The following is a 20,642-nucleotide window of genomic DNA, read 5'->3' as shown; positions in this document are numbered from 1 at the left end:
GGGCAGCGAGGACACGAAGTGCCGAGCGTGGGGGCCCTCATGCCCGCCGGGCCAGTTCGGCAGCCTTGCCGGTGTAGCTGGCGGGGGTCATCGCCAGCAGGCGTTCCTTTTCGCCTTCCGGGATATCGAGCGAACGGATGAGCTGATGAAGTGCCTCCGCCGTCACCGTCTTCCCGCGCGTGACTTCCTTGAGCTGCTCGTACGCGCCCTGCACGCCGAAGCGGCGCATCACGGTCTGGATGGGCTCGGCCAGCACTTCCCACGACGCGTCGAGGTCTTCCGCCAGGGCTTCCTCGTTGAGCTCGAGCTTGCCGAGGCCGGTCGTGAGGCTCGCGTAGGCCAGCGTTGCATAGCCGAGCGCCACGCCGACGTTGCGCAGCACGGTGCTGTCGGTCAGGTCGCGCTGCCAGCGGCTGATCGGGAGCTTCTCGCTCAGGTGGCGCAGCAAAGCGTTCGCCAGACCCAGGTTGCCTTCCGCGTTCTCGAAGTCGATCGGGTTGACCTTGTGCGGCATCGTCGAAGAGCCGATCTCGCCCTTCTTCAGGCGCTGCTTGAAATAGCCGAGGCTGACGTAGCCCCAGATGTCGCGCGAGAAGTCGACCAGGATCGTGTTCAGGCGCGCCACCGCATCGAAGAACTCGGCCATGTAGTCGTGCGGCTCGATCTGGATGCTGTAGGGCTGGAAAGTCAGGCCCAGGCCCAGGGGGGCGGGCGTCTCGACCACCTTGCGGCTGAAGCCTTCCCAGTCGAAATCGGGCCAGGCCGCCATGTGCGCGTTGTAGTTGCCGACCGCGCCGTTCATCTTGCCCAGGAGCTTCACCGCCGCGATCTGGTCGCGCGCCTTGGCGAGGCGCACGGTGACGTTGGCGAGTTCCTTGCCGACCGTGGTCGGACTGGCGGTCTGTCCGTGCGTGCGCGAAAGCATCGACACGTCGGCGAACTTGATCGCCATCTCGCGCAGCGTCGTGATGATGCCGTCGATCGCGGGCAGCACGACCTTCTCGCGCGCCGCCTGGATCTGCAGCGCGTGGCTGGTGTTGTTGATGTCCTCGCTGGTGCAGGCGAAGTGCACGAACTCGGAGGCGGCGAGCAGCTCGGGGCGGGCCTCGAACTTGGACTTGATCCAGTATTCGACCGCTTTCACATCGTGGTTGGTGGTCTTTTCGATCTGCTTGATCGCGATCGCGTCGGCCTCCGAGAAATTGGAGACCAGCCCGAGCAGGTACTTGCGCGCGCCGCCGGTGAGGGGCTTGAACTCGGCGAAGCCGCAGTCCGAAAGGGCGATGAACCAGGCCACTTCCACCTGCACGCGCCGGTGCATGTAGCCCTGCTCGCTCATCAGTGGACGCAGGGCCGCCAGCTTGGCCGCATAGCGGCCGTCGAGCGGGGAAAGGGCGGAGACAGTGGAGAAACTCATAGGCGAATTTTAGGTCGCGCCCTGTTTCCGGCAATTTCAGTCGGCCGTGGCGTCCCGGAAGAAGGCGATTCGCTCTGCCGTGGCCGGGTGCGTCGAGAACGCCAGGCCGATGAAGTCGACGTCGTCTTTTTCGCCGCGCTGCCGGGTTTGCCGCCATTCTTCGATGGCCTGGAAGAAGTCCGCCATCGCCCTCGGCGGGATCCCGCTGCTGCGCATCAGGCGCAGCGATTCGGCATCCGCTTCGCGCTCCGCATCGCGCGAATAGCCGAGCGTGGCCAGAAGCACGGGCGCGGAGGTGATGAAGGTGCCGTAGTCGCCGAAGGCCGCCGAGGCCGCCAGCCCGACCGCCGACGCCTGCACCAGTTGCCGCATCGCGTGCCGAAGGCGCACGTGGCCGAACTCGTGCCCCAGCACGCCCAGCACCGCGTCATCGTCGTCCGGCATCAGGCGGACCAGTTCGTCGGTCAGCACGATCGTGCCGCCCGGCAGCGCCAGCGCGTTGGGTCCCAGCCGCTCGTCGCGGCCGCGCCGGAACTCGAGCTGCCATGGGGGCGCGTCTTCCGGATGGGCGGCCTGCACCATGCGGGCGAAGGCATGGCGAATGCGTTCCCGGTCCTGCGCCGGCAGTTCGCTGGGCAGCAGCAGCGAATCGTCCAGTGATTCCAGGACCTGCGCGCCGATCAGCGCATCGACCCGCTGCGGCACCACCCCGGTGATTCCGCGCGCCGCCCACGGCAAGGCCCACTGGTACATCGCTGCGCCCGCCACGATCACCAGGAAAAAAGCCACCAGCACGCCACGCCAACTCTGCTGCGCCCGCACCACCCAGCTTTCGCGGTGGCCGAGCTGCGCGGTCCATGCGTCCCAGGCCGGTACGTCGATGGCCTGGACGGTGGCGCCGTGCGGGAGCTGCGCGATCCGCCCGCCGTGGCGCGTCCGCTCCGGCCAGCGGATCTGCCGGCTGGGCATGCTGACCGGCGCGAAGTCTTCGCCAGCCAGGGGCTCGACCGTGAGCACGCCATCCTGCACGCGCAGCCGCGCCGCGTGCGGCCGGCTGCTGTGGCCATCGAAGAAGCGGACGTCGAGCGTCGTCACATCCCGATGTCCATGCCGAACAGGTCGGCGGCCATGTCGCCCACCGCGCCCGGGCTCTCGTGCCCGGCGGCCTGGGTGATCTGGTCGAGACCGATGCGCGTGCGCAGCTCGACCGCTTCGAGCTGCGCCCGGCGCGTATTCACCACCGCGAACGGCCAGTAGAGGCCGAGCGTGAGGAAGATCAGCAGGTAGTTCCTGCACTGCAGGCCGAGATACACGCCCAGCGGCAGCTCGCTCTTGAACCGCAGCAGGTCGTTGCCGGTTCGCGACCAGATCAGGTTCTGGAGTCGCACCTGGAGGTAGGACTTGGGCAGGATGTTCAGCATCAGGATGCTGCCGATGCCAACCAGGGCCATCGCGACGAAATACCCGGCGCCCATTCCGGCGCGCCGGCCGAACAGGATGAACATGAAGGCCAGCCCGGCCAGCACCACCATCACCACGAGGCCGATGCCGATCAGCTTGATGAAGATGCCGTAGAGCACGCCGAGGTCTGCCTCGAGCCGCGTCTGCAGCTTGCCGAAGGCATAGTTGCCGTGTTGATAGCGCCGGATGCGCCACAGGAAATAGGGCAGGGCCGCGAAGAAGGCCAGCATGCCCAAACCGACAAGGGCGGATGCCGCTGGTGGGGGTGCGTCGGGCTGGCCCCGACCGGCGGGCGCCATCGCGCCCATGAGCGCAACCGGAAGCAGCAACAGCGCGAGTGGCGGAAGCATGCAGGCGTAGGCGCCGGCCGCGTCGCCGGTGAAGCGGAACCGCAGGCCGCGCCAGCTCGTGTTGGCCAGGCGAAAGCGCAGCGCGGCGCGGAAAAGTACCGGCCACAACCCGACGAACGCGATCGCCGCCAGCAATGCGGCCCAGCCCGAGAACCTGCTCCCGACCGAGTAGACGATGAGGAACGCGGCCGCGATCATCGTTCCGCGCAGCATCTTGCGCGGATCGCCGTGGAAGTCGAGCGCATCGCCGTCGACCCAGGTGTTTCGATAGAAATACTGAAGCTTGCGCACCTTGGCCCACGGCAGGTAGAGCCCGAGCGTGACCAGCGTCAGGAGCAGATTCACGATCCAGATGCGGAAATACTCGCTTCCCGTCGCCGTGAACTCGATCGGATGGCGCTGTATGGCGCCCGCGGCAGGTGTGCCTGATTCCATCTTTCCCCGTCCTCGGTCGTTGTGACGAGGCGGATTCTGCACTGGCCCCGTTCCCATAGAATCAAAGCGCTACAACGATGACCCTGATGGGGGGAATGCCCGCATGAAACTGATCGGATCCGCTGCCAGCCCTTACGTGCGCAAAGTGCGCGTGGTCATGGCCGAGAAGCGGCTCGACTACCAGTTCGTGATCGAAGACGTCTGGTCTGACGACACCACGATTTCCAGCGCCAATCCGCTCGGCAAGGTCCCTTGCCTGATCATGGACGGCAGCGAAGCGATGTTCGATTCGCGCGTGATCGTCGAGTACCTCGACACGCTGTCGCCGGTCGGCAAGCTGATTCCGCAGCAGAGCCGCGAGCGCGCCGAGGTCAAGACCTGGGAAGCGCTGGCCGATGGCGTGATGGATGCCGGCGTGCTGTGGCGCCTCGAGCTCACCTGGGCGCATCGCAGCGAGGGCGAGCGCAGCCAGGCCTGGATCGATCGTCAGCGCGCCAAGGTCCTTGCCGGCATTGCCGCGATGTCCAAGGGCTTGGGCGACAAGCCCTTTTGCAGCGGCATCCACCTGAGCCTGTCCGACATCGCGGTCGGTTGCGCGCTCGGATGGATCGGCTATCGCTTCCCCGAAATCGACTGGCGCGGTGACCACACGAACCTTGCCAAGCTCTACGACAAGCTGATGCTGCGCCCGAGCTTCGCCGACACCCTGCCCTGAGCCATTCGCAAGGGCGCCCAAGAGAAAGCCCGCATATGCGGGCTTTTGTTCGTGAAACACCGCGGAACCGGCTTTGCCGGGCCGCTGGTGTTGCCCCCGGTAGGGGGTTGGCGGCTAACACGAAGTGAGCAAGCCTGGGGGCGAGTGTAAAGATGTTGCGAGGCGCCCCGAAACGAAGGAGGGAGGGAGGGAGGAGGAGAAGAATCGCCTCGGGATTTCAACCAAACGGCAGGCGTGTGGAAGACCTCGCAACATGAAAACCGCCGGGTGTGTCACACCCGAACCCGTATGAGCGCGCCCCCGCGACCCGGTTCCCCGGATAGAGGTAAACATTTGTGACGCCTCGGTCAGGATGCCGTCAATTCGGTGTAGTCGCGAGCTGCTTCTCCACATCGCGGATGAAGCCCCGGTCGTCGGGCGACGTGAGGCTCGAATAGGACTCGACGACCTTGCCGTCGCGCGCGATCAGGTACTTGTAGAAATTCCACTTCGGCGTGGTTCCCGAAGCCTGGGCCAACTGCTTGAACAGCGGGTTCGCGCCGGGTCCCCGCACCGAGCTCTTGGTGAACATCGGAAACTTGACGCCGAAGGTGTTTTCGCAGAAATCGGCGATCTGCTTGTTCGAGCCCGACTCCTGCGCGAAGTCGTTCGAAGGAAAGCCCAGCACCACCAGCCCGCGCGAGCGGTACTTGCTGTCGAGCGCTTCCAGCCCCTTGTACTGGGGCGTGAAGCTGCAGAAGCTCGCGGTGTTCACCACCAGCACGACCTTCCCGGCGTATTGGCACAGGGCCTGGGGCTTTTCGTCCTGCAGCCGCGGGAAGGTGTGCTGCAGGATCGCGGGGCAGGCGGGCGGCGTCGCGTCCTGGGCAGCGACGGTCATGGCCGCAGAGGCGGAAATGAGGGCCAGACAGATCCGGATCGAGCTTCGCATCGCGAATTCCCTTTGAAAACGGGGCGAAAGGTCGCGCCGCCCCGCTGCGCATTCGCATCATCGCTCGCCTGTCATGGCCCCGCCAAACCCCGCCGATTAAAATCCTGCGGCTCAAGAAAGATGCCTATGCTGTACCCGGAACTCTTCAGACAACTCGAATCCGTCCGTTGGGACATGGACAAGGACATTCCGTGGCAGTCGTTCGACGGGACGCTTCTTTCCGAAGAACAGGCCCAGACCATCAAGATGAACGCGATCACGGAGTGGGCGGCGCTGCCCGCCACCGAGATGTTCCTGCGGGACAACCGGCACGACAGTGATTTTTCCGCGTTCATGTCGATCTGGTTCTTCGAGGAGCAAAAGCACTCGCTGGTGCTGATGGAATACCTGAAGCGCTTCAGCCCGCAGCACGCGCCGACCGAGCAGGAGCTGCACGACGTGCGCTTCGACTTCGATCCGGCCCCGCCGCTCGAAACGCTGATGCTGCACTTCTGCGGCGAGATCCGCCTCAACCACTGGTATCGCCGCGCGGCCGAGTGGCACACCGAGCCGGTCATCAAGCACATCTACACCACGCTCAGCCAGGACGAAGCCCGCCATGGCGGCGCCTACCTGCGCTACATGCGGCGCGCGCTCGAGAAGTTCGGCGACGACGCACGAGCCGCCTTCACCAAGGTCGGCGTGCTCATGGCCAGCGCGCGCCGCACCGCGCAGGCGCTGCATCCGACCAACCTGCACGTCAACAAGGCGCTGTTCCCCAAGGACACCATCCAGAGCCGCGTGCCCGATCCGAACTGGCTCGAGCACTGGCTCGACAAGCAGATCAAGTTCGACGCCGTCTGGGAAACCAAGGTCGGCGACCGCATCCTGCACAACCTCAGCCTGCTCATGAACCGCAGCTTCAAGACGGTGCAGGAGCTCAACCGCTACCGCAAGGAACTCGCCGCCTCGCTCGGCCCCAAGCCCGAGTACCAGGGCGCCTGACGAGCTCGCCCCCAGCCTCGCCCACGCTGCCTCCTCCGCCAGGGGCGCTGCTCGGCCGGCGCAGGGCGGCTATTTCTTTTCGACGACGACGGGCGCGAGGTGGAGGCCGTTGCGGACCTGCTCGGCGGCGTCGCGCGCGAGGTCGCGCGAGGCATAGGGGCCGGCCTGCAGGCGATGCGTGCCGCGCTCGCTGAATACATTGAGGGACGGCGCCAGGGCGGGCAGTTGGCGCGCGACCTGCTGCTGAAAGCGCACCGCGCCATCGCGCTGGCTGAAGGCGCCGAGCTGCACCCAGAACCCTGCTGATGGGCTTGCAGGCGCTGATCCGGCGGGCAGCGGCGAGGCATCCCGTGGCGCCGCCGCCGGCGCGTCGAGCGGCGCCATCGGCGGCAGCGCCGAGACTTCCATCGTTTCCACGCCTGGCGTGGCCGCCACCGGCGCGGTCAGGGCCACGGGCACGGCGACACTCTCCGCCGACGCCGCGACCTGCACGGGCCCCGCCGCGGGTGCCGTCCGCTGCGCGAACTGCGTCGCGTCCGGGTCGGCGTTGCCGCGCCGCCACGCACCGGTGCGGATGTCCTCGTTCGTGATGCGCTCGATCTCCACGGGCGCGACCCCGCGCAGCAGGTCGAGCTTGAGCGCCGCGGTGTAGCTCAGGTCGATGATCCGATCGTCGCGAAACGGCCCGCGGTCGTTCACACGCACGATCGCCTCGCGCCCGTTGGCCGGATTGCGCACCCGCACGTAGCTCGGCAGCGGCAAGGTCTTGTGCGCCGCCGTCATCGCGTACATGTCGTAGGGCTCGCCGCTCGCGGTCGACTGGCGATGGAACTTGGTCCCGTACCACGATGCGAGCCCGGTCTCGCGGAAGGGCCGGTCGTCCACGATGGGCGCGTACGACCTGCCCATCACCACATACGGCTTGCTGGTGCCGCCGTTGCTTCGGATGGCCTCGATGCGCGGCTCCGCATCGGGAACCTGGGCGAGATTGCCGGGCGGGTTGGCCTCGGCGCCGTCGCGGCCGGCGCGTGGGCCGCTTGCGCAGCCGGCGAGAAAGAGAAGCGTCGCCCCGGCAATCAACGCCAGGGTGCGCTGGGATGAGCGTCGCTGCGCCTCAGCCAAAGACTGCCTTCCACAATGCCAGCATGGCTTCGCGCTCGGGCACGAGCGCATCGAGCGGCACCTGCGTCGGCTCCTCGTTGAGCCGCGCCCGATGCTGCACCCGGCGCAACTCGCGATACGCTGCGGCCGCCTGCCGGCCGATGCCTTCGGGCAGCAGGCCGGCCTCTTCCGCGCGCAGCAGCAGCGCGATGTTGCCGACGTTGGGGATCAGTTCCGGATGGTCCTTGGCCGCCGCCAGCAGCAGGAACTGCACCGCGAACTCGGCATCCACCATGCCGCCGGCGCTGTGCTTGACGTCGAAGCGATCGGGCTTCACCGGGCGCGACGCGCGCACCTTCTCGCGCATCGCGACGATCTCGGCCTTGAGCGCGTCGCGGTCGCGCGGTGCGGTGATGACGGCCTCGCGAACGCGATCGAAGCGCTCGCCCAGCGACGCATCGCCCAGCACGAAGCGCGCGCGCGTCATGGCCTGGTGCTCCCAGGTCCATGCGGTGTTGCTGCCGCGGCCGAGCTGGTATTTCTCGTAGGCCTCGAAGCTGGTCGTGAGCAGGCCCGAGTTGCCGTTGGGCCTGAGGGCGGTGTCGATCTCGAACAGGTCGCCTTCGCGCGTCTGCACCGTGAGCCAGTTGATCAGCTTGCGCACATAGGCTGCATAGACCTCGCCCGCGCGCTCGTCGTCATCGTCGTAGACGAAGACGATGTCGAGGTCGCTGCCGTAGCCCAGTTCCTTGCCGCCCAGTTTCCCGTAGCCGATGATCGCGAACTGCGGCTCTTCGCGGTGCGGGTTGCGCAGATGGGGCCAGCACCAGCGCGCGGTCACGCGCAGCACCGAATCGGCGAGTGCGCTCAGGTCGTCGGCCACCTGCTCGACCGTGATGCGGCCATCGACGTCGCGCGCGAGCGTGCGGAACACCTCGGCGTGATGGGCGTGGCGCAGCAGATTCAAAAGGCGCTCCTCGTCGGCCTCGCCGGTGCGCGTGAGCGACGCGCGGCGCGCCTCCAGTTCGCGCTCGAACTCCGAGACCACGAAACGGCCCGACAGCATCTCGTCGCTCGCGAGCTCGTCGATGACGCCCGGGTGCTGCATGAGATAGCGCGCAGGCCATTTCGCCGAGCCCAGCAGGCGCAGCAGGCGTTCCTGCACCGCGGGCCGCTCGACCAGGAGCGCGATGTAGTTCTCGCGCCGCAGCAAGGGCTCGATCCAATTGGCCCAGCGCAGCGCGCCCTCGGCGTGGTGGCCGACCTTGCCGGGCGCTTCGCTGTCGGGCTCGCGCAGCCACTGGCCGGTGCGCTGCACCAGTTGGCGCAGCCGCGCGCGCGTCTCGTCGCGCAGCGCCAGGATTCGCGGGTTGTCGCACCAGGCCTTGATGCGTTCGGCGAAAGCCTCGGGCAGTTCCTCGATCAGGTCGGAGAGCTCGGTGGAGGGCGCGCTGCGCCCGTTGCCGTTGCAGCCCTTGCAGGGCGCCTTGCCGCCGAGCAGCTTGTCGAATTCCTGCGCGACCAGTTCGCGATGCGTGTCGAGCTGGGCGAGAAAGGCGCAGCAGTCCGGATAGCCGAGCGTCTCTGCGATCCACCGCACGTCGTCGTCGTTGACCGGCAGCACGTGCGTCTGCTGGTCGTCCAGGTACTGGATGCGGTGCTCCACCCGGCGCAGGAATTCATAGGCTGACGCCAGGGCGTCGGCCGTCTCCTGCGGCATCAGGTTGGCGCGCGCGAGGCGTTGCAGCGCATCGAGGGTCGGGCGGGTGCGAAGCTCGGGAAACTGGCCGCCGCGCACCACCTGCAGCAGTTGCACGGTGAACTCGATCTCGCGGATGCCGCCGCGCGACAGCTTGACGTCGTTCGCGCGTTCGGGACGGCCCGCGCTGCGGCGCGAGGCCTGCTCGCGGATCTGGCGGTGCAGCGTGCGCAGCGAATCGAACACGCTGTAATCGAGATAGCGGCGGAACACGAAAGGCAGGACCACGCCGCGCAGCCCCTGCGCGGAGCCGCCGGTCACCACCGAGCGCGGCGCGACCACGCGGCTCTTGAGCCACGCGAAGCGCTCCCATTCGCGGCCCTGGACCTGGAAATACTCTTCCAGCGCGTCGAGCGAGACCACGCTGGGCCCGGAATTGCCGTTGGGCCGCAGCGCGAGGTCGATGCGGAACACGAAGCCGTGCGCCGTGGTGTCGCCGACGAGCGCATAGATGCGCTTGACCGCCCGCGCGAAGTACTCGTGGTTGGACAGCCTGCCGCGCCCGTCGACGTCGCCGGCGGTCTCGCCGTCCTGGTCGTACAGGTAGATGAGGTCGATGTCGCTCGACACGTTGAGCTCGCGTGCGCCGAGCTTGCCCATGCCCACGACCCAGAGCTGGGCGCGCTCGCCGTTCTCGCCGAGCGGCGCGCCGTGCATCGCATCGAGTTCGGCGCAGGCCTCGTGGCAGGCGATGTCGAGCGCGAACTCGGCGAGCTCGGTCACTGCGGTGGTCACGACCGCCAGCGGCGCCTCTTCATCGCAATCGAGCGTGATGAGCCGCTCCATGACGAGCTGGCGCACGATGCGCAGCGCGTCGGCCGCATTGTCCCCGCGGCCGCGAAGGGATTCGTAGGCCGCGGCCATGTGCGCCAGCACCGGCGCGCCCGGCGGCAGCAACGAGAGCTCCGCGGCATAGCGACGGCGCAGCCGCTGCACGAAACGCGAATGGCCCGAGACGGGCGAGGGGAAGCTGGAGGGTGACGATGGCCGATGCGACACGGGGTGGGGGTGGGTGGAACCCGGTTGGGGGCTGGCAGTCATAATTCCCGGCACAGCGCGATCCTCAATGAACGACACGACGATGTCTTCCCCTTCACGTCTGCTCAAGTTCACCGCTGTGGCGGCGCGCTGGCTGCTGGGTCTTCTCGTCGGTGCATGGCTGCTGCTGGCGCTGTCAGTCGTTGTCCTACACGTCTGGATTGTGCCGCGAATCGGCGATTACCGTGGCGCGCTCGAGGCGCAGGCCACGCGCGCCATCGGCGTACCGGTGCGCATCGGCTCGATCGAGGCGCGTTCGGGCAGCTTCTTTCCCACCGTCGAGCTGCGCGACGTGGTGCTCGAAGACGCCCGCCGGCAGGAAGCCCTGCGCCTCGCGCGCGTGGTGGCCAGCGTGTCGCCGCGATCCGTCTGGAACCTGAGCTTCGAGCAGCTCTACATCGAGCAGCCTCAGGTCGACGTCCGGCGCGATGCCGAAGGCAAGCTGCACATCGCGGGGCTGGAGATGTCCACCCAGACCAGCGGCGGCGGCGACGGCGCCGACTGGTTCTTCGCGCAGCGCGAGGTCGTGGTGCAGGGCGGCACCGTGCGCTGGATCGACGAAGGCCGCAAGACCGAGCCGCTGCGCTTGACCGACGTCCAGTTCGTGGCCCGCAACGGCAGCCGAAAGCACCAGATGCGCATCGACGCCACGCCGCCCGCCGGCTGGGGGCAGCGCTTCACGCTCATCGGCGATTTCCGCCAGCCGCTTCTTTCCGTGCGCAGCGGCAACTGGAAGACCTGGGACGGCCAGCTCTTCGCCAACCTGCCCTACATCGACGCGACCCGGCTCGGCCGCTACGTGAACCTCGACGCCCGGATCCGCGAAGGCAGCGGCGGCCTGCGGCTGTGGGCCGACGTCGTGGACGGCCAGCTCTCGGGCGCGGTGGCCGATCTCGCGCTGATGAAGGTCGATGCCTCGCTCGGCAAGGACCTTCAGCCGCTGGTGCTGCAGGGCGTCACCGGCCGCCTCGCCGGCCACCGGGACGAGGGCATCTTCGAGTTCTCGACCACCAACCTGCAGTTCGAGACCAGCGACGGCATGCGCTGGCCGGGCGGCAACATCTGGCTGCAGCACGCGCCCGCGAAAGGCCGCGCGGCCGAACGCGGCGCCTTCCGTGCCGACCGGCTCGATCTCGGGGCGCTGGCGCTGATCGCGGACCGTCTCCCGATCGGCGATGCGTCGCGCAGGCTCATCGATTCCTATGGCCTGCGCGGGCTCGTGGAGCGCATCGACGGCAACTGGCAGGGCTCGCCGGGGGCGCCGGACAAGTACCAGGTGCGCGGCCGTATCAGCAACTTCAGCATCGCATCGCAGCCGGGTGATAAGGCCGAGCCCGCGGCCGAGCCGGCCCGCCCGGCGGCCGTCCGCAACGGGCAGCCGGCCGTCGAGCCGCCTCGGCCACCCGTCGGCACTCCCGGCGTGCGCGGCGCGACGGTCGAATTCGATGCGAACCAGGCGGGGGGCAATGCCTCCGCGGCGATCGCCAAGGGGGCTGTGGACTTCCCGGGCGTGTTCGAGGAGCCGGTGGTCCCCATCGACTCGCTCCAGGCCCAGCTGCAGTGGAAGATCGACGGGCCGGCGGTCCAGCTGCAGGTTTCGGGGCTGCGCTTCTCCAACGCCGACGCGGAAGGCGAGGCGACGGCGAGCTGGCGCACCACCGATCCGGCGGTGTCGCGCGGCGGCGGGCGCTTTCCGGGCGTGCTCGACCTGCAGGGCCGGCTCAGCCGCGCGGACGGCACCCGCGTCCATCGCTACCTGCCGCTGGAAATCCCCAAGGCCACGCGCGACTACGTCCGCGACGCGGTGACCAAGGGCAGCGCGAGCTCCGTGGACTTCAGGGTCCGGGGCGACCTGTACGACATGCCCTTCATGGACCCGAAGCATGGCGACTTCCGCATCGCCGCGCGCGTGGCCGACGTGACCTATGCCTACGTGCCGCCCACGCACGGCCCCGTCGCCTGGCCTGCGCTCACGGCCCTGTCCGGCGAGCTCGTCTTCGAGCGCGCGGGCATGCTGGTGCACAACGCGCGTGGCCGCATCGCCGGCGTCCCCGGCGTCGAGGTCACGAAGGCCGAGGCGCAGATCGCCGACATGTCGCACCATGCGGCGCTGCTCAAGGTCGACGCGCAGGCCAAGGGGTCGCTCGGCGACATGCTGAAGGCCGGCGCGCCGCTCACCGGTCCGGCCGAATCGACGCTCGCCGCCATGCGCGCCAGCGGCAATGCCGACTACAAGCTGCGGCTCGAACTGCCGCTGGCGACGATGGACAAGTCGAAGGTGCAGGCCAGCATCGCGCTGCAGGACAACGAGCTCCAGCTCGCGCCCACCGCGCCGTCCCTGACGCAGGCGCGCGGCACGCTCAACTTCACCGAGGCGGGTTTCTCGCTGGCGGGTGTTCAGGCCCGCGCGGCAGGGGGCGCGGTGCGCATCGAGGGAAGCGGCCGCTTCGGCGCCTCGACCGAGATGAGCTTCCGCGCCCAGGGCACCGCGACCGCCGAAGGCCTGCGCGCCACGCGCGAGGTCGACTGGCTCGCGCGCCTGGCGAAGAACGCTTCGGGCGGCACCGCCTACAGCGCGAACCTCTCGGTGCGCGACGGCACGCCCGAGTTCCTGGTCACCAGCAACCTGCAGGGGCTCGGCCTGCAATTGCCGCATCCGCTGACCAAGGCGCCCGACGAGTCGATGCCCCTCAGGGTCGAGAAGAAGGTGGTGTCGCGCGAGAACCGGTCGGGCGCTGCGAAGCCGGTGGTCATCGACCAGATCTCCGCCGAACTCGGCCGCGCCGCCTCGGCGAGCTACGTGCGCGACGTCTCGGGCGACGATGCGCGCGTGCTGCGCGGCGGCATCGGCGTCGGGTTGGCGGCGGGCGAATCGGCCGCGCCGCCCGAGCGCGGCGTGTTCGCGAACCTGCGTTTCGAACGCCTCGACATCGCGGCCTGGCAGGCGCTCTTCGGCGAGGCCACCGGAAGTCCGGGCGGCGGCCGGGCGGCGTCGGATGCCGGCGGCGATGCCGTGGACGACTTCCTGCCGACGCTGATCGCGCTGCGTGCACAGGAACTCGCCTTCGGCGGACGCACGCTGCACAACGTCGTGCTCGGCGGCACGCGCGACGGCCCGCTGTGGCGCGCCAACATCGATGCGACCGAACTCAGCGGCTACGCGGAATACCGGCACACGCAGGCCGGGCGCCTGTACGCGCGGCTGGCGCGGCTCAAGATCGCGCGTTCCGAGGCCACCGCGGTCGAATCGCTGCTCGACGAGCAGCCGAGCACGCTGCCGGCGCTCGACATCGTGGTCGACGACTTCGAGCTCTTCGGGCACCGGCTCGGACGCGCCGAGATCGATGCGGTCAATCGCGGCGGCGCGGGCCGCGAATGGCGCCTCAACCGGCTCGCGATGATCAATCCGGACGCCAGCTTCAGCGCGCAGGGCAGCTGGGCGGCCGCGCCCGGCGCGACGAGCACCGGGCGCGACGCGCGCCGCACCAGCATGGATTTCAAGCTCGACATCGCCGATGCCGGCGCGCTGCTCGGCCGCTTCGGCATGAAGGACGTCGTGCGCCGCGGACGCGGCCGCCTCGAAGGCGACGTGAACTGGAACGGCGCGCCCTTCTCGCTCGACTCGCCGAGCCTTGCCGGGCAGTTGCAGATCAACGTCGAATCGGGGCAGTTCCTCAAGGCCGATCCGGGCATCGCGAAGCTGCTCGGGGTGCTCAGCCTGCAGGCCCTGCCGCGGCGCCTCACGCTCGACTTCCGCGACGTGTTCAGCGAGGGCTTCGCCTTCGATTTCCTGCGTGGCGACGTGAAGATCGACCAGGGTGTAGCCTCTACCAACAACCTGCAGATGAAGGGTGTCAACGCGGCCGTGCTGATGGATGGCTCCGCCGACTTCGCGCGCGAGACGCAGAGCCTGCGCGTCGTGGTCGTGCCCGAGATCAATGCCGGCACCGCGGCGCTGGTGGCCACCGCGATCAATCCCGCGATCGGCCTCGGCACCTTTCTCGCGCAGATGGTGCTGAGCCGGCCGCTGGTCGCGGCCGCGACGCAGGAATTCAAGATCGATGGCACCTGGACCGATCCGAAGATCACCCGGGTGCCGCGCCGGCTGGCGTCGGAAGCGGCGGGCGCGCCCGCAACGCCGGCCCCGCGTTGAGGACAAGGAGTCACCACACATGAAAGTTGCTGCAATCCAGATGGTGTCGGCCATCGAGCGCGAGGCCAATCTCGCACGCGCCCATGCGCTCTTGGCCGAAGCCGCCGCCGAAGGCGCCGAGCTCGCCGTCCTGCCCGAGTACTTCTGCATGATGGGCGCGCGCGACACCGACAAGCTCGGGTTGCGCGAGACCGCCGGCACGGGCACGGTGCAGAACTTCCTGGCGGATGCGGCGCGCGAATTCGGCCTCTGGATCGTCGGCGGCACGCTGCCGCTGGAAACCGAGGACGACAACCACGTGTTCAACAGCTCGCTCGTGTATTCGCCCGACGGCGTATGCGTGGCGCGCTACGACAAGATCCATCTCTTCTATTTCGACAACGGCCGCGAGCGCTACGACGAACGCCGCGTGATCGCGCCGGGCAGCCGGCCCGTGCTGTTCGACCTGCCGTCGCGCGATGGCCACCGCTGGCGCGTGGGCCTGAGCGTCTGCTATGACCTGCGCTTTCCCGAGCTCTATCGCGCGCTCGCGCGCGAGGGTGCGGAGCTGATGCTGGTGCCCAGCGCGTTCACGCGCACCACCGGCGCCGCCCATTGGGAAGTGCTGCTGCGTGCGCGCGCGATCGAAAACCTCGCCTGGGTGGTCGCGCCCGCCCAGGGCGGCACGCACGAGAACGGCCGGCACACCTGGGGCCAGTCGATGGTGGTGGACCCCTGGGGCACGGTCGTCGCGCAGCAGCCCGTGGACGAGGCCGTGGTGCTGTTCGACATCGATGCGCAGCAGGTCGACCGCGCGCGCGCCCAGTTGCCCGCGCTGTCCCATTGCGTGCTCTGAAGCAAGCCGGTGTCCACGCCCTCCACCCTGCCCGTCGCCCGCGCGCTTCGGCCCGCCTTCGCGCGGCTGCGCTTTCTGCGCTCCGTGTGGCGGCGCTGGTTCCTGTGGGTGCTGCTGGCCATCCTCGTGCTGGCGCTGCTGGTGACCGTGGTCTGGCTCGCGGGCCGGCATGAGATCGAGCAGACCCAGTCGGTGCTGGAGCGGGACACCGCCGATGCGGTGGCGGACCTTCGCGGCGACCTCCAGCGCAATTCGCAGACACTGCGCGCCTCGCTCGCCGGCGAGGTCAATGCCGAGCAGTGGGAAGCGCGCGCCACGGCGCTCTTGCGCGAGCACCGCGAATGGCTGCGGCTGGAATGGCTCGATCCGATGATGCACACGCTGGCGGCGTCCGATACGCCGTACCGCCGCCGCGTCTTCGATGACCAGCGCCGCTCGGAAAGCTTCGCCGACGTCTCCCTGGCCTGCGTCACGGCGCGCAAGCTCGGCGCGCCCGCGTTTTCGCCGAGCCACTACGTCCCGATCGCGCAGGGCAGCGGCCTGGAGGTCATGGAGCTGTGCCTGCCGGTCGAGGGCGGCGGCTACCTCGTGGCGGCCTACTCGCTGCGCGACATCCTGATCGAACTGGTCGCGCCGACGCTGAGCCGGGGCCAGGAGGTCGCCTTCACCGAGCTCGACGGCACGCGCCTCGTCGCGATCGGCGCGCAGCGGCGCATGGGCACGCGCGTGTTCACCGCGCAGCAACTGATCGACCTGCCGGGCGCCCCGGTGATGCTGCGCGTCGACGGCTGGCGCGCGGTGCCGGACCTGTTCCCGAACGTGCTCACCGCGCTGGTCACCGGCATCTCGATCGCGCTGGTGTCGGTGCTGGTGCTGCTGGCGCGCGACACGCGGCGCCGCCAGCGCGCCGAGGACGACCTCGCCGACGCGCTCGCCTTCCGCAAGGCGATGGAGGACTCGGTCATCACCGGCCTGCGGGCGCGCGACCTGCAGGGCCGCATCACCTACGTGAATCCGGCGTTCTGCGAGATGGTCGGCTTCACCGCGGAAGACCTCATGAACGGCGAGCGCGAGGCGCCCTACTGGCCGACCGAACTCGCGCACGAATACCAGCAGCGCCAGGCGGTGCGCATGGCCGGCGCGATGCCGCCGCGCGAGGGTTTCGAATCGGTCTTCATGCGCAAGGACGGCAGCCGCTTTCCGGTGCTGATCTTCGAGGCGCCGCTGATCAACGCGCACGGTTCGCAGACGGGCTGGATGAGCGCCTTCATCGACATCAGCGAGCAGCGCCGCATCGAGGAGCTCTCGCGCGCCAGCCAGGAGCGCCTGCAGGCCAGCGCGCGGCTCGCCACCGTCGGCGAAATGGCGTCGCTGCTCAGTCACGAACTGACCCAGCCGCTGGCGGCGATCGCGAGCTATGCAACCGGCTCGCTGAACCTGCTCGAGTCCAAGGGCCCGCCTCGCGACAGCGACCATGACGACGTCGCGATGGCGGTGCGCCGCATCGCCGAGCAGGCCGACCGCGCGGGACAGGTGATCCGCAGCGTGCACGACTTCGTGCGCCGGCGCGACCGCACGCGCGAGGCGGTCGCGCCGCAGGTGCTCGTCGACGCGGTGCTGCCGCTGGTGCGGCTGCAGGCACACAAGCTCGGCGTGGACGTCGAGGTCGTGCTCGACGAAGGTCTGCCGATGGTGTATTGCGATCGCACGCTGGTCGAGCAGGTGCTGCTCAACCTCGCGCGCAACGGCATGCAGGCGATGGACGTGCCCGAGCTGACCGATCGCGTGCTGCGCATCAAGGTGGTTCGTGCGGGCGCGATCGGCCGCGGCGCCGAGGCGGGCTCGCCGGCCGATGGGCGCCGCTGGCTGGAGTTCTCGGTGACGGACTTCGGCGCCGGCATCGGCGACGCCGTCGCGGCGCGCCTGTTCACGCCTTTCTTCACCACGCGCTCGGACGGCATGGGCCTGGGCCTCAGCCTCTGCCGCACCGTGGTCGAGCAGCACGGCGGCGTGCTGATCTTCGAGCCGCGCCAGCCGCGCGGCACGGTCTTCCGCTTCACGCTGCCGACGAAATGACGTTCACCCCCATGCGCCTTCGGCGCTCCCCCTCTCCGGGGGCGCACCCAGCGGCCCGGCAAAGCCGGTTCCGCGGGTGCCCTGGCCTGCGCTGCGCTCGTTGGAAACTCACATTCCTATGCAACCCCTCATCGATGCCCTGATCTTCATCGTCGACGACGATGCAAGCGTGCGCGAGGCCCTGGCCTGGCTGCTGCGCTCGCGCCGCCTCGCGAGCGAGTGTTTTCCGAGCGCGGAAGCCTTCGAGGAACGCCTGGCCGAGGAGCCGCTGCGCGCCCAGCCCCATTGCCTGCTGCTCGACGTGCGCATGCCTGGCACCAGCGGGCTGGTGCTGTTCGACCGGCTCGCGGAACGCGGTCTCCTGGAGGCGCTGCCGGTGATCTTCCTGACCGGCCATGCGGACGTTCCCACGGCGGTCGATGCGGTGAAGCGCGGCGCCTTCGACTTCTGCGAAAAGCCTTTTTCGGACAACGCGCTGGTGGACCGCATCGAGCATGCGCTCGGCGCCTCGGTGCGCGCGATCGAGGCGCAGCGCAGGCGCAAGTTGCTGAAGCGGCGCGTCGACGAACTCACCGATCGCGAACGCGACGTGATGACCTGCGTGATCGAGGGATTGCCCAACAAGCTGATCGCCGATCAGCTCTCGATCAGCGTGCGCACGGTGGAGGTCCACCGTGCGCGCGTGTTCGAGAAGATGGAAGTGAAGTCGGCCGTGGAGCTGGCCAACCTCCTCAGGGGGATGGGAGGGGCTTAGCCCTGGCCCTGCGCGCGCTCGCCGACGAAGATTTCCACGCGCCGGTTTTGTGCGCGGCCTGCGGGCGTGCTGTTGTCGGCCACCGGTTCACGCGCGCCGCGGCCATCGATCTTGAAGGCGCTGGCCGACACGCCGCGCGCCACGAGGTAGTCGCGCGTCGCGGCCGCGCGCTGGATCGACAGCGGATCGTTGATCGCATCGGTGCCGGTGCTGTCGGTGTGGCCGATGATGCGGACCTCGGCATTCGGGTTGTTGCGCAGGCCCTGCGCGAACTGGTCCAGGATCGGCGAGAAGTTCGGCTTGATCACCGAGCGGCCGACATCGAAGGAGATGTCGCTCGGGATCGCGAGCTTCAGCTCGTTGTTCTGCGTCTGCGTGACCGCGACACCGGTGCCGCGCGTGGCGGCTTCCATCTGGCGCTTCTGGTTTTCCATGCGCTGCGACCACAGGTAGCCGCCTCCCGCGCCCGCCAGCGCGCCGATCGCCGCACCGGTGCCGGCGCTGTGGCCCGTGGCGGAGCCAATCGCTGCGCCCGCCAGCGCGCCGATGCCGGCACCGATGCCGGTGGTCGCCGCGGTGCTCTTCTGGGATTCGCTCATGTCCGCGCAACCCGCGAGCAGGTAAACCGCGGCGCAGGTGGCAAGTACGATTCTTTTCATTGAAGTCCTTCCTTTGGGTGATGGAAAAAAAGCCCGGTCGATTATCGGGAGCCCGCAGGGGCTTCGAGTCGTTGCCGCGGTTTCGGCATGTAACGTCAGTCGCGCGCCGGCGGCTTTTCGCGCTGGGGCGCATCGCTGGCCGCGGGCTCGTCGTCCTGCATCTCGCCGCGCTTGCGGCCCGAGAACATGGTCCACCAGATGATGAGGATGAACACGACGCCGGCGGCGAGGGCTTCAAGCAAAATCAGACCCATGAAAAAAGGACTCCAGTGGCTGGTTGTGCTCGCGATCGTAGCAACGCTGGCCGCCTGTTCCACCGGAACCCGGCAGCCCGAATGGAGCTCGCAGGTGCCGCCGGCCACGACATCGCCGCCGCGCGACCTCGGCCCGCTCACCGGTTCGCTCGCGCACCCCAAGAGTCGCTGGGTGCCGGTCGCGTGGTCGGAGCTTCCGGGCTTCAACGACGATGCCCTGCACGAAGGCTGGATCGCGATGATCACCAACTGCGCGCGGCCCAACGCGGCTTTCGCGCCGCTGTGCCGCGAGGTGCGGCAGCTGTCGCTGGCGGAGACCGACGAGCAGCGCGAATGGATGATGCAGCGCCTGCAGCCCTATCGCGTCGAGGCGTACACCGGCCCCGCCGACGGCAAGCTCACCAGCTACTACGAGCCGGTGTTCGACGCCACGCGCCGCCCGACCGCGACGAACACCATCCCGATCTACCAGGCCCCGGCCGGTCTCGTTCCGAAGCGGCCCTGGTACACGCGGCAGGAGATCGACACGCTGCCGCAGGCCCAGGTCGCGCTGCGCGGCCGCGAGATCGCGTGGCTCGCCGATCCGATCGACGTGCTCATGCTGCATATCCAGGGCTCCGGGCGCCTGCGCATGACCGAGCCGGACGGCTCGCAGCACATGGTCCGCGTGGCCTTCTCGGCCACCAACGAGCAGCCCTATCGCAGCGTGCAGCAGTGGCTCATCAGCCAGGGCGTGACGAAGATCAGCGCCTGGCCCGACGACACCAAGCAGTGGGTCGCGCAGAATCCGCAGCGCCTGCAGCCTCTGCTGTGGAGCAATCCGCGCTATGTGTTCTTCCGCGAGGAAGCCTTGAGCGAGGTCGATGCGGCGTCCGGACCGGTCGGCGCTCAGGGTGTGCCGCTGACGCCGGGGCGCTCGATCGCGGTCGATCGCGACAGCATTCCGTACGGCACGCCGGTGTGGCTCGCTTCGCCGGGGCCCACGTTCACCCTTGCCAAGCTGGTGGTGGCGCAGGACACGGGCAGCGCGATCGTCGGCGCGGTGCGGGCCGACTACTTCGCCGGGACGGGCGTGGAAGCGGGCCGCATCGCAGCCCGCATGAATCAGCCCCTGCGCCTTTGGGCTCTCTGGCCGAAATGAGGCTCGTGACCCGGTCGGCGAGGTCCTGGCCCGTTCAGGGCAATGGCAGCGCTGTCTTGTAACGAACCTGCTTCAGCGCAAAGCTCGACCGGATCTTCTCGATGCCGCTGATCGGCGTGAGCTGTTCGAGGATGAATTTCTCCAGCGCGGCGATGTCGGCGACCGCGACGCGGATCAGGTAGTCGCTGTCGCCGGTCATGAGGTAGCACTCCATCACCTCGTCATGCTCCGCGATGCGCTGCTCGAAATCTGCGAGCGACTGCTTGCTCTGCGTCTTGAGGCTGATCGAGATGAACACGTTGAGCCCGAGGCCGAGTGCGCTGGCACTCGCGAGCGCGACATAGCGCTGGATGACGCCCTTGTTCTCGAGCGCCTTCACGCGCGCAAGACATGGCGACGGCGAGAGATGGACGCGGCGCGCCAACTCGACATTGGAGAGCGAGCCGTCGCGCTGGAGTTCATCAAGAATGCGCAGATCGATCGCGTCCAGTTCCATGAATGCTGCAAGATCGGTAAATCGCAGCATTTTATGCGGCACATATCCCTGACGCGATGTAGAAAACGGTATCTCATTCCGTC

16 protein-coding genes are annotated in these 20,642 nt (G+C 68.6%); 7 read left to right on the top strand and 9 right to left on the bottom strand.

Annotated features, from left to right (window positions below):
• Positions 1-37: 37 nt before the first annotated feature.
• Genes purB through VAR608DRAFT_RS35960 form a run of 3 tightly spaced genes read right to left on the bottom strand, consistent with a single transcriptional unit; the run spans position 38 to position 3,663 of the window.
• Entirely contained in the window at positions 38-1,417 is a 1,380-nt protein-coding gene (gene purB / locus VAR608DRAFT_RS35970) for an adenylosuccinate lyase (RefSeq protein WP_088958410.1), read from the bottom strand.
• Between the two features lie 36 nt (positions 1,418-1,453).
• Positions 1,454-2,512, bottom strand: coding sequence for a M48 family metallopeptidase (locus tag VAR608DRAFT_RS35965; RefSeq protein WP_088958409.1), 1,059 nt, complete (start codon positions 2,510-2,512; stop codon positions 1,454-1,456).
• On the bottom strand, positions 2,509-3,663 hold the full coding sequence (locus tag VAR608DRAFT_RS35960; RefSeq protein WP_157731198.1) for a YjgN family protein: 1,155 nt from the start codon (positions 3,661-3,663) through the stop codon (positions 2,509-2,511). The genes VAR608DRAFT_RS35965 and VAR608DRAFT_RS35960 overlap by 4 nt, the downstream gene beginning before the upstream one ends.
• 103 nt (positions 3,664-3,766) lie before the next feature.
• On the opposite strand from VAR608DRAFT_RS35960, the gene VAR608DRAFT_RS35955 reads away from it, so the two are divergent.
• Positions 3,767-4,378: a glutathione S-transferase N-terminal domain-containing protein gene (locus VAR608DRAFT_RS35955; RefSeq protein ID WP_088958407.1), complete on the top strand. Its 612-nt coding sequence runs from the start codon at positions 3,767-3,769 to the stop codon at positions 4,376-4,378.
• Positions 4,379-4,736: 358 nt separating this feature from the next.
• Here VAR608DRAFT_RS35955 and VAR608DRAFT_RS35950 read toward each other — a convergent pair whose 3' ends face one another.
• On the bottom strand, positions 4,737-5,258 hold the full coding sequence (locus VAR608DRAFT_RS35950) for a glutathione peroxidase (RefSeq protein ID WP_231973633.1): 522 nt from the start codon (positions 5,256-5,258) through the stop codon (positions 4,737-4,739).
• A 177-nt stretch (positions 5,259-5,435) separates the two neighbouring features.
• Between VAR608DRAFT_RS35950 and VAR608DRAFT_RS35945 the strand changes: the two genes are divergently transcribed.
• Entirely contained in the window at positions 5,436-6,293 is an 858-nt protein-coding gene (locus VAR608DRAFT_RS35945; RefSeq protein ID WP_088958405.1) for a ferritin, read from the top strand.
• A 69-nt stretch (positions 6,294-6,362) separates the two neighbouring features.
• On the opposite strand, the gene VAR608DRAFT_RS35940 is transcribed toward VAR608DRAFT_RS35945, so the two are convergent.
• Positions 6,363-7,415, bottom strand: a complete 1,053-nt coding sequence (locus VAR608DRAFT_RS35940) for a septal ring lytic transglycosylase RlpA family protein (protein ID WP_443082909.1) — start codon at positions 7,413-7,415, stop codon at positions 6,363-6,365.
• Positions 7,408-10,194: a bifunctional [glutamate--ammonia ligase]-adenylyl-L-tyrosine phosphorylase/[glutamate--ammonia-ligase] adenylyltransferase gene (gene glnE / locus VAR608DRAFT_RS35935; RefSeq protein ID WP_088958403.1), complete on the bottom strand. Its 2,787-nt coding sequence runs from the start codon at positions 10,192-10,194 to the stop codon at positions 7,408-7,410. The genes VAR608DRAFT_RS35940 and glnE overlap by 8 nt, the downstream gene beginning before the upstream one ends.
• A 25-nt stretch (positions 10,195-10,219) precedes the next feature.
• Between glnE and VAR608DRAFT_RS35930 the strand changes: the two genes are divergently transcribed.
• The 4 genes from VAR608DRAFT_RS35930 to VAR608DRAFT_RS35915 all read left to right on the top strand — a co-directional run bounded on the left by VAR608DRAFT_RS35930 (position 10,220) and on the right by VAR608DRAFT_RS35915 (position 18,009).
• Positions 10,220-14,344 carry a YhdP family protein gene (locus tag VAR608DRAFT_RS35930; RefSeq protein ID WP_088958402.1) on the top strand — a complete coding sequence of 1,375 codons (4,125 nt, stop codon included), beginning with the start codon at positions 10,220-10,222 and terminating at the stop codon, positions 14,342-14,344.
• Positions 14,345-14,363: 19 nt separating this feature from the next.
• Positions 14,364-15,179, top strand: a complete 816-nt coding sequence (locus tag VAR608DRAFT_RS35925; protein WP_088958401.1) for a carbon-nitrogen hydrolase family protein — start codon at positions 14,364-14,366, stop codon at positions 15,177-15,179.
• A gap of 27 nt (positions 15,180-15,206) precedes the next feature.
• Entirely contained in the window at positions 15,207-17,255 is a 2,049-nt protein-coding gene (locus VAR608DRAFT_RS35920; RefSeq protein WP_231973631.1) for a two-component system sensor histidine kinase NtrB, read from the top strand.
• 118 nt (positions 17,256-17,373) lie between these two features.
• Positions 17,374-18,009 (top strand): response regulator transcription factor, encoded by a 636-nt coding sequence (locus VAR608DRAFT_RS35915; protein ID WP_088958399.1) that lies wholly within the window; start codon positions 17,374-17,376, stop codon positions 18,007-18,009.
• Here VAR608DRAFT_RS35915 and VAR608DRAFT_RS35910 read toward each other — a convergent pair.
• Together VAR608DRAFT_RS35910 and VAR608DRAFT_RS37525 are read right to left on the bottom strand one after the other, a co-directional pair.
• A complete protein-coding gene (locus tag VAR608DRAFT_RS35910; RefSeq protein ID WP_088958398.1) occupies positions 18,006-18,668 on the bottom strand; it encodes an OmpA family protein in 663 nt (220 codons plus the stop codon). The genes VAR608DRAFT_RS35915 and VAR608DRAFT_RS35910 overlap by 4 nt on opposite strands.
• A gap of 95 nt (positions 18,669-18,763) precedes the next feature.
• Entirely contained in the window at positions 18,764-18,922 is a 159-nt protein-coding gene (locus VAR608DRAFT_RS37525) for a hypothetical protein (RefSeq protein WP_172843946.1), read from the bottom strand.
• On the opposite strand from VAR608DRAFT_RS37525, the gene mltA reads away from it, so the two are divergent.
• Positions 18,921-20,063, top strand: a complete 1,143-nt coding sequence (gene mltA / locus VAR608DRAFT_RS35905; protein WP_088958397.1) for a murein transglycosylase A — start codon at positions 18,921-18,923, stop codon at positions 20,061-20,063. The genes VAR608DRAFT_RS37525 and mltA overlap by 2 nt on opposite strands.
• Before the next feature lie 34 nt (positions 20,064-20,097).
• Here the strand turns inward: mltA and VAR608DRAFT_RS35900 are convergent, their stop codons facing one another.
• On the bottom strand, positions 20,098-20,559 hold the full coding sequence (locus VAR608DRAFT_RS35900) for an Lrp/AsnC family transcriptional regulator (protein ID WP_088958396.1): 462 nt from the start codon (positions 20,557-20,559) through the stop codon (positions 20,098-20,100).
• Positions 20,560-20,642 lie beyond the last annotated feature (83 nt).

It is taken from the genome of Variovorax sp. HW608 (assembly GCF_900090195.1).
GTDB lineage: Bacteria > Pseudomonadota > Gammaproteobacteria > Burkholderiales > Burkholderiaceae_C > Variovorax.
Note: the sequence above shows the minus strand (reverse complement) of the source record. Positions and strands in the feature narration are given on the sequence as shown.

What these genes read in the sequence shown, in the direction of transcription:
- VAR608DRAFT_RS35925 (WP_088958401.1), top strand. Translation starts at nt 14,364, where the DNA reads ATGAAAGTTGCTGCAATCCAGATGGTGTCGGCCATCGAGCGCGAGGCC.
- VAR608DRAFT_RS37525 (WP_172843946.1), bottom strand. Translation starts at nt 18,922, where the DNA reads ATGGGTCTGATTTTGCTTGAAGCCCTCGCCGCCGGCGTCGTGTTCATC.
- VAR608DRAFT_RS35945 (WP_088958405.1), top strand. Translation starts at nt 5,436, where the DNA reads ATGCTGTACCCGGAACTCTTCAGACAACTCGAATCCGTCCGTTGGGAC.
- VAR608DRAFT_RS35915 (WP_088958399.1), top strand. Translation starts at nt 17,374, where the DNA reads ATGCAACCCCTCATCGATGCCCTGATCTTCATCGTCGACGACGATGCA.
- VAR608DRAFT_RS35960 (WP_157731198.1), bottom strand. Translation starts at nt 3,663, where the DNA reads ATGGAATCAGGCACACCTGCCGCGGGCGCCATACAGCGCCATCCGATC.
- VAR608DRAFT_RS35950 (WP_231973633.1), bottom strand. Translation starts at nt 5,258, where the DNA reads ATGACCGTCGCTGCCCAGGACGCGACGCCGCCCGCCTGCCCCGCGATC.
- purB (WP_088958410.1), bottom strand. Translation starts at nt 1,417, where the DNA reads ATGAGTTTCTCCACTGTCTCCGCCCTTTCCCCGCTCGACGGCCGCTAT.
- VAR608DRAFT_RS35900 (WP_088958396.1), bottom strand. Translation starts at nt 20,559, where the DNA reads ATGGAACTGGACGCGATCGATCTGCGCATTCTTGATGAACTCCAGCGC.
- VAR608DRAFT_RS35955 (WP_088958407.1), top strand. Translation starts at nt 3,767, where the DNA reads ATGAAACTGATCGGATCCGCTGCCAGCCCTTACGTGCGCAAAGTGCGC.
- glnE (WP_088958403.1), bottom strand. Translation starts at nt 10,194, where the DNA reads ATGACTGCCAGCCCCCAACCGGGTTCCACCCACCCCCACCCCGTGTCG.
- VAR608DRAFT_RS35910 (WP_088958398.1), bottom strand. Translation starts at nt 18,668, where the DNA reads ATGAAAAGAATCGTACTTGCCACCTGCGCCGCGGTTTACCTGCTCGCG.
- VAR608DRAFT_RS35930 (WP_088958402.1), top strand. Translation starts at nt 10,220, where the DNA reads ATGAACGACACGACGATGTCTTCCCCTTCACGTCTGCTCAAGTTCACC.
- mltA (WP_088958397.1), top strand. Translation starts at nt 18,921, where the DNA reads ATGAAAAAAGGACTCCAGTGGCTGGTTGTGCTCGCGATCGTAGCAACG.